This is a genomic window from Pseudonocardia lacus, from assembly GCF_018531445.1.
Classification (GTDB): domain Bacteria; phylum Actinomycetota; class Actinomycetes; order Mycobacteriales; family Pseudonocardiaceae; genus Pseudonocardia; species Pseudonocardia lacus.
The window spans coordinates 1-6,363 of the sequence record NZ_JAHDTH010000305.1; the positions used below are offsets into that span (position 1 = coordinate 1).

The following is a 6,363-nucleotide window of genomic DNA, read 5'->3' on the forward strand; positions in this document are numbered from 1 at the left end:
CGGGCCGCGGCCACCCGGTCCGGGCCGAGCGCCCCGGCGAGCTCGGCGTCGAGCTCCGCGCGGTGGCGCCGGCCGGCGGCCACCGCGGCCCGCCCCCGCTCGGTCAGGTGCAGCAGGCGGGCCCGCCCGTCGGTGTCGGAGGGCCGGCGCACCAGCAGGTCGCGGCGTTGCAGGTCGGCGACGGCCTTCGACGCGGCCTGCTGGGTGACGCCCATCCGCCCGGCCAGCTCGGTGATCGAGAGCGGGGCGGCCAGCACGTGCTGGAAGACCACGCCGTCGTGCAGGCGCAGGTCGTCGAACCCCTCGGCGGCCAGCCTGCGCAGCAGCTCGTCGTTCATCGCCCAGCCGGCGACCATGCTGACGTCGGAGAGGTCCAGGCCGTCGACCGGCACTTCCACATCCACGGTTGTGCATCTTAGGGGTGGCGGCTAACTTCACAACCATGGTTGTGAAACCTGCTCCCGATGTCGTCCCCGACCGCCCCGACGCCGCCGTGCTCGACGCCTTCGTCGCGGTCGCGCACCGCGTCGTCTGGGCCACGGTGGCCACCGTCGACCGGCGCGGCCGGCCGCGTTCGCGGGTCATGCACCCGTACTGGCAGCGCACCCCGGACGGGCTGGTCGGGTGGGTGTTCACCCGCCCGACGCCGATCAAGCCGGCCCACCTCGCGGCATCGCCGTACGCGTCGTGCGCCTACTGGGATCCGGCGGGCTACGAGTCCGCGGTGGCCGAGTGCGCCGCGGCGCTGGTCGGCGACGCGGCCACCCGCCGGCTGGTGTGGGACCTGTTCGCCGGGGCCGACGAGCCCCTCGGCTACGACCCGCGCATCCTCGGGGTCGACGATCCCCGCGACGAGCGGATCACCGTGCTGCGGCTGGATCCGTGGCGGCTGGGCACGGGCGGCGCCCTGCCGTCCACGCCGCGCCACGTGTGGGTCAGACCTGCCGGCGGGTGAGGGCGACGAGGTAGCGGCACTCCGCCGCGGTCGGGTTGACGTAGCGGCACGGCTGGGGCGGGCCGAGCTGCAGGCAGTCACCGGTGGCCATCCGGTGGACCACGGCGCCCTCGTGGAAGTCCAGCCGCCCGTCCAGCACCCAGATCTGGTGGTGCACGGAGGTGTAGGTGTCGGGCGGGAAGGCGACCTCGGCCCCGCCGGGCAGGTGCACCTCGACCAGCTCGATCGGGCCGCCCGGCGCGGGGGAGACGGCGCGCCGCCGGTACCCGGTGCCCGGGTCGGTCCAGACGGGTTGGTCGGCGCGGCGGGCCAGTCGTCCGTGGCCGGCGTCGGCGCCGTCCTCGGCCCGCGCCACCAGCTCGGACAGCGTCATGCCGAGCGCGCCGGCGAGCCGGCCGAGCAGGGCAGCGGTCGGCTGGGCCGTCCCGCGCTCGATCTTGCCGATCATCGCCCGGGACACCCCGGAGCGCTCGGCCAGCGCGCCGGCGGACAGGTCGCGGGAGCGGCGGGCGGCCTGCAGCGCGGTGGCCAGGGAGGAGGACAGCGGATCGGTCACGGTTGTTCATCATAGGAGCATGGTTGTCTACTATCGTCCACATGACGCTGATTCGTGCGGCGACCACGCGCGATGCCGAGGCCTGTGCCGCGATCTACGCCCCGTACGTCACCGACACCGCCATCAGCTTCGAGAGCGAGCCGCCCACCGCGGCGGACATGGCCGGGCGCATCGCGGCGTCGGTCGAGCGGTTCGCCTGGCTGGTGGCCGAGGACGGCGACGGCCGCGTGGTCGGCTACGCGTACGGCGCGCCCTTCCAGGCGCGTCCGGCCTACCGCTGGTCCTGCCTGGTCAGCGTGTACCTCGAGCCGGGCAGGCGGCGCACCGGGCTCGGTCGCGCCCTCTACGCGGAGCTGCTGGAGCGGCTGGCCGCGCGGGGGTACCGGGTCGCGGTCGCCGGGATCACGCTGCCCAACGAGGCCAGCGAGGGACTGCACCGCGCCATGGGGTTCGAGCCGGTCGGGACCTACCGGCGGATCGGCTGGAAGTTCGACGCCTGGCACGACGTCGCCTACTGCCAACGCACCCTCGGTGCGGTGGGGGACCCGCCGGTCGAGGTGGCCTGACCGGGTATTGAAAAACCGAGCGCTCGGTCTGATAATGGCGAGGTGTCTACGCGCACCGGCCGCCCCGCCCCCTTCCACCTCGACCACGACGGGTCCCGCCTGGAGTTGCGCGTGGTCCGCGACGGCCTGCGCACGCGGGCGACGCTGCTGCGCGACGGCGAACCGGTCGGGGAGGCGAGCGGGCTCGGGGCCGTGCCCATCCCGGTCGACGACGGCGTCGACGGCGGTGAGGACGGCGGTGAGGACGACGCCGCCGCGGCCGAGGAGGGCGACGACGCCGGGGCCCGCCACTCCACGGTGCTCGTGCTGAGCCCGTTGCCGGGAGTGGTCGCGCGTGCGTTGCTGCTCGTGCCCCGCCCGTCCGGCGGGACCACCCCGGATTGCGGCCGGCCCGTGCCCGCCGAGCTGGTCGAGGCGCTGCCGAAGTCGCTGGCCCGGTTCGCGACCTCCGCGCGGCACGAGTTCGGCCCGCCGCCCGGGTCGGTGGCCGCCCGGCTGGCCGTGTTCCGCCGCGAGCACCCGCGGCTGTGGGCCGCCCGGCACGTCGTGCTCGCCGCGCTGAAGGTGGGCTTCGCGCTGCTCGGCCTGGCGGCGTTCCTGCGCCTGCTGGTCGCGCCGCTGCTCGGCTGGCTGCGCGGCCTGCTGCCCGACATCGACCTGCCCGACATCCCGTGGCCGGACATCGACCTCCCGGACATCCCGTGGCCCGACATCGACCTGCCCGACCTGCACGCCCCGGGGTGGTTGCTGGTCCTGCTGGGCACCGCGAAGTTCTGGGTGCCGATACTGGTCGCCGTCGGCGTCGCCGTCGTGGAGGTCCGGCGGCGGCGGCGGGTCGCGGCACGGGAGGACGACGAAGGCAGTGGCACGCACGGTTGACCCCGAGCAGCACCGCATGCGCCGGCTGCACATCATCGAGTCGGCGGTGGGGCTGTTCGCCGAGAAGGGCTTCGCCGCGACGACGACCGCCGACATCTGCCGAGCGGCCGGCATCAGCACCGGCAACCTGTTCCACTACTTCCCGTCCAAGCAGGCCGTGTTCCACGCCCTCTGGGAGCTCGACCAGGCCGACTGGGCGGAGGTGGTGGCCGGCGCCGTCGCCGAGCCGGACCCGTGGGCCGCGCTCATGGCCGTGGTCGACAAGTTGGCCGCCGACGCCGTCGAGCCGATGATGGCCGGGCTGCTGGTCGAGGTCATCGCCCAGGCCCACCGCGACCCGGAGTTCGCCGCCGGCCTGGCCGCGAGCGACCGCCGCCAGATCGACGACGTGGCCGCCATGGTGCGCAGGCTGCGCGAGGCCGGCCTGGCCGACCCCGACCTCCCCGACCGCGAGGCCGCCCGCTGGGTGCTGACCCTGACCGACGCGTTCCTGGGCCGGGGCTACCCCGAGCCCGAGCGCGACGCCGAGGCGGCCACCGCGACGGCGAAGCGGATGATCGCCCGCGTGCTGCGCTACCGGGAGCCGGCCGGGCCGCGCTCCGGCTGATCGCCGGGCTGTCGCGCCCGTCGTCGGGAGGACAGCGCGCGGACAGGGGCGAGACAGTGCGCCGGTCGACCATCGGGGCGACCGAAGGAGCAACCATGATCACCTCCACCTCCGGGATCGCCGCGCTGGGCACCGTGCTGGGCGTCTGGGCGCACCCCGACGACGAGGCCTACCTGAGCGGCGGGCTGATGGCGCTGGCCCGCGAGGCCGGCTCGCGCGTCGTGTGCGTGACCGCCACCCGCGGCGAGCTGGGCACCGCCGACCCCTGGACGTGGCCGCCGCACGCGCTGGCCGCCCGGCGCACCAGCGAGCTGGCCGAGTGCCTCGCCGTCCTCGGCGTCACCGAGCACCGCTGGCTGCGCTACGCCGACGGCGGCTGCGCGGGCGTCGACCCGGCCGAGCCGGTCGGCCGCCTCGCCGAGCTCATCGACCGCGTCGTCCCGGACACCGTGCTTACCTTCGGCCCGGACGGCGTCACCGGCCACCCCGACCACCGCGCGGTGTCCGCGTGGACCACCACCGCGTTCGACCAGGCGGCGCCGGCCGGTGCGCGGCTGCTCTACGCCGCGGTGCCGGAGGCGTTCGCCGCGGCGTGGGTCGAGGTCGACGAGCGCTTCGGCGTGTACATGCCCGGCTACCCGGTGACGACACCGGCCGACCGGCTCGCCGTCGACGTCGTCCTGGACGCCGGGACCGCCGCGCGCAAGGTCCGCGCGCTGGCCGCGCAGCGCACCCAGACCGCCGAGCTGATCGCGGCGCTGGGCGTGGACACCTACACGGCGTGGGTGCGGGAGGAGGCCTACGTCGAGCGGTCGCGGCACCCCTCGGTGGCCGCGACGGCGGACACGGCAGCGCCCGCGACGGCGGTCACGACCGCGTGAGGTTGCGCTCGATCGCGCGCCGGGCCACGGCCAGCGCCTCCGCGCGCCCCGGCGCCGGTACGCCGGCCGGAGGGACCCCGCGGCCGTCCGCGGGGGCGTCCGGCGCGGCCGCGGCGGCCGCGACGAGGAGTTCGCCGTCCCCGTCGCCGATCCCGCGCAGCAGCGCCGCCAGGTCGCGCAGCGTCGCCCACAGGTGCGTCCAGTTGCCGGTGCGGGCGAAGTAGTCGACGACCTCCCGATATCCCCGCAGGGCCCGGTCGGTGTCGCCGCCGAGCACGCTCAGCAGCCCGACCGTCGAGACGCCGACCAGGAACGTCGCCCCGGCCCGCCGGGCCAGGTCGAGGGCGAGCCGGTAGTCGGCCTCGGCCCGCTCGCGGCTCCCGGCCAGGTTCGCGATCTCGCCGTCGACGTAGGCGACCCAGGCCCGCAGCGTGGGCGACCGGGCGCCGGGGCGGGCGAGGTCGTTCAGTGTCCGCGCGCGGTCGAGGTCGCCGGCGTACGCGGCGGCGAGGCCCGCGATGCCGTGGCTCTCGCTGGCGCGCGGACCGTGGGCCGCGGCGGCCACGGCCCGGTCGAGTGCCTCGGCGTGCGCGCCGCGGGCGAGCGCGGCGACAGCGAGCGGCAGCAGGCAGTACGCCCGGGCGGTGTCGTCGGCGGCGAGCTCCAGCCCGGCCCGGCCCAGCTCCTCGGCCCGGGCGTGGTCGCCGCTCTGGTACGCGGCCTCCGCGGCGACCCCCAGCACGACGGCCGCCCGCGGGTGCCCGACCAGCGCGGGGTCCGCGGCCAGCTCCAGCGCCCACTGCCGGAGCTCGACGAGGTCGCGGTAGCCGACCGCGTCCATCAGCGAGGTCACCACCGCCGCCGCGTCGTCGAGCGAGCGCCGGTCGCGGACGAGCCGCCAGGCCGCCCGCAGGTTCCCCAGCTCGCGGCGCAGGGCGGCGTCCGCCTCGGGCTCGTCTTCGGTCTGCGCCCGCGCCGCGAACCGGGCCGTCAGCTCCACCGCCCAGCCGACCAGGCGCGCCCGCGCGGTGTCCAGCTCCCCGGTCGCGGCCAACCGGTCGTGCCCGTAGGCGCGCAGCGTCTGCAGCATGCGGTAGCGGGTGCCGCCCGCGGTGAACTCGGCCTCGACCATCGAGGCGTCCACCAGGCGGGCCAGCGCGCCGGCGGGGTCGGTACCCGGGCCGAACTCCTCGGTGACTTCGGTGGCGAGCCGTTCGGCGGTGTCCAGGTCGACGCCGTCGACGAACACCGACAGCCACCGGAACAGCCGCTGCTGCTCGTCGGACAGCAGCTGGTAGGACCACTCGACGGTGGCGCGCAGGGTGCGGTGGCGGGCGTCGCCGGCGGGCCGGCCGCCGCCGAGCAGGTCGAGCGAGCGGTGCAGCCGGGCGCGCAGCTCGGCCGGCGACAGGCCGGACAGCCGGCCCGCGGCCAGCTCGATGGCCAGCGGCACCCCGTCCAGGCGCCGGACGATGTCGGCGACGACCGCCAGCTGGTCGGGGGTCGTCGCGGCCCCGGGCCGGACCCGGTCGGCCCGCTCCAGGAAGAGCGCGACCGACGGGACCCGGGCGACATCGGCGGGAGCGGCCCGGCCGTCGTCCGCGCCGGGCAGCGGCAGCGGGGCGAGCCGGAAGGTGTGCTCGGCGGGCAGCCCGAGCGGCTCGCGGCTGGTCGTCAGCACGGCCAGCCGCGGGCACGCGGCCAGCAGCACCCCGACGGTGTCGCGGGCCGCGTCCAGCAGGTGCTCGCAGTTGTCGACCACCAGCAGCCCCGGCCGGTCGCCGAGCACCGCGGCGCAGGCGGCCAGGACGTCGCCGCGCGTGCCGGTCAGCCCCAGCGCGGCGGCCAGCGCGTGCGGGACGCCCGCCGGATCGGTGACCGGGGCCAGCGGGAGCACCGGCGCGGCGCCGCCGGCGCCG

At 76.8% G+C, this 6,363-nt stretch carries 8 protein-coding genes; 5 read left to right on the forward strand and 3 right to left on the reverse strand.

The genetic code is table 11. The annotated features are described in order from the left end of the window. Positions 1-404, reverse strand: a 404-nt coding sequence (locus KIK08_RS36270) for a MarR family winged helix-turn-helix transcriptional regulator (protein WP_308258116.1), incomplete at its 3' end; no start/stop codon positions are given. Between the two features lie 38 nt (positions 405-442). On the opposite strand from KIK08_RS36270, the gene KIK08_RS36275 reads away from it, so the two are divergent. Continuing rightward, positions 443-955, forward strand: a complete 513-nt coding sequence (locus tag KIK08_RS36275) for a pyridoxamine 5'-phosphate oxidase family protein (protein WP_214407844.1) — start codon at positions 443-445, stop codon at positions 953-955. Here the strand turns inward: KIK08_RS36275 and KIK08_RS36280 are convergent. After that, the gene (locus tag KIK08_RS36280) at positions 936-1,511 is read right to left on the reverse strand and encodes a helix-turn-helix domain-containing protein (protein WP_214407845.1); all 576 of its coding nucleotides are present in this window, start codon (positions 1,509-1,511) and stop codon (positions 936-938) included. The two genes, KIK08_RS36275 and KIK08_RS36280, sit on opposite strands and share 20 nt — an antisense overlap. Positions 1,512-1,552: 41 nt before the next feature. Here KIK08_RS36280 and KIK08_RS36285 point away from each other — a divergent pair, with 41 nt between their 5' ends. The 4 genes from KIK08_RS36285 (at position 1,553) to KIK08_RS36300 (ending at position 4,444) form a co-directional block, all read left to right on the forward strand. Continuing rightward, a complete protein-coding gene (locus tag KIK08_RS36285; protein ID WP_214407846.1) occupies positions 1,553-2,077 on the forward strand; it encodes a GNAT family N-acetyltransferase in 525 nt (174 codons plus the stop codon). A 42-nt stretch (positions 2,078-2,119) separates the two neighbouring features. Continuing rightward, complete coding sequence (locus KIK08_RS36290; protein WP_214407847.1) at positions 2,120-2,956, forward strand: hypothetical protein; 837 nt, start codon at positions 2,120-2,122, stop codon at positions 2,954-2,956. Next, positions 2,940-3,563, forward strand: coding sequence for a TetR/AcrR family transcriptional regulator (locus KIK08_RS36295; RefSeq protein ID WP_214407848.1), 624 nt, complete (start codon positions 2,940-2,942; stop codon positions 3,561-3,563). The genes KIK08_RS36290 and KIK08_RS36295 overlap by 17 nt, the downstream gene beginning before the upstream one ends. 95 nt (positions 3,564-3,658) lie before the next feature. Further along, complete coding sequence (locus KIK08_RS36300; protein ID WP_214407849.1) at positions 3,659-4,444, forward strand: PIG-L deacetylase family protein; 786 nt, start codon at positions 3,659-3,661, stop codon at positions 4,442-4,444. Here the strand turns inward: KIK08_RS36300 and KIK08_RS36305 are convergent. Next, positions 4,431-6,363, reverse strand: a 1,933-nt coding sequence (locus KIK08_RS36305) for an ATP-binding protein (protein ID WP_408004784.1), incomplete at its 5' end; no start/stop codon positions are given. The genes KIK08_RS36300 and KIK08_RS36305 overlap by 14 nt on opposite strands.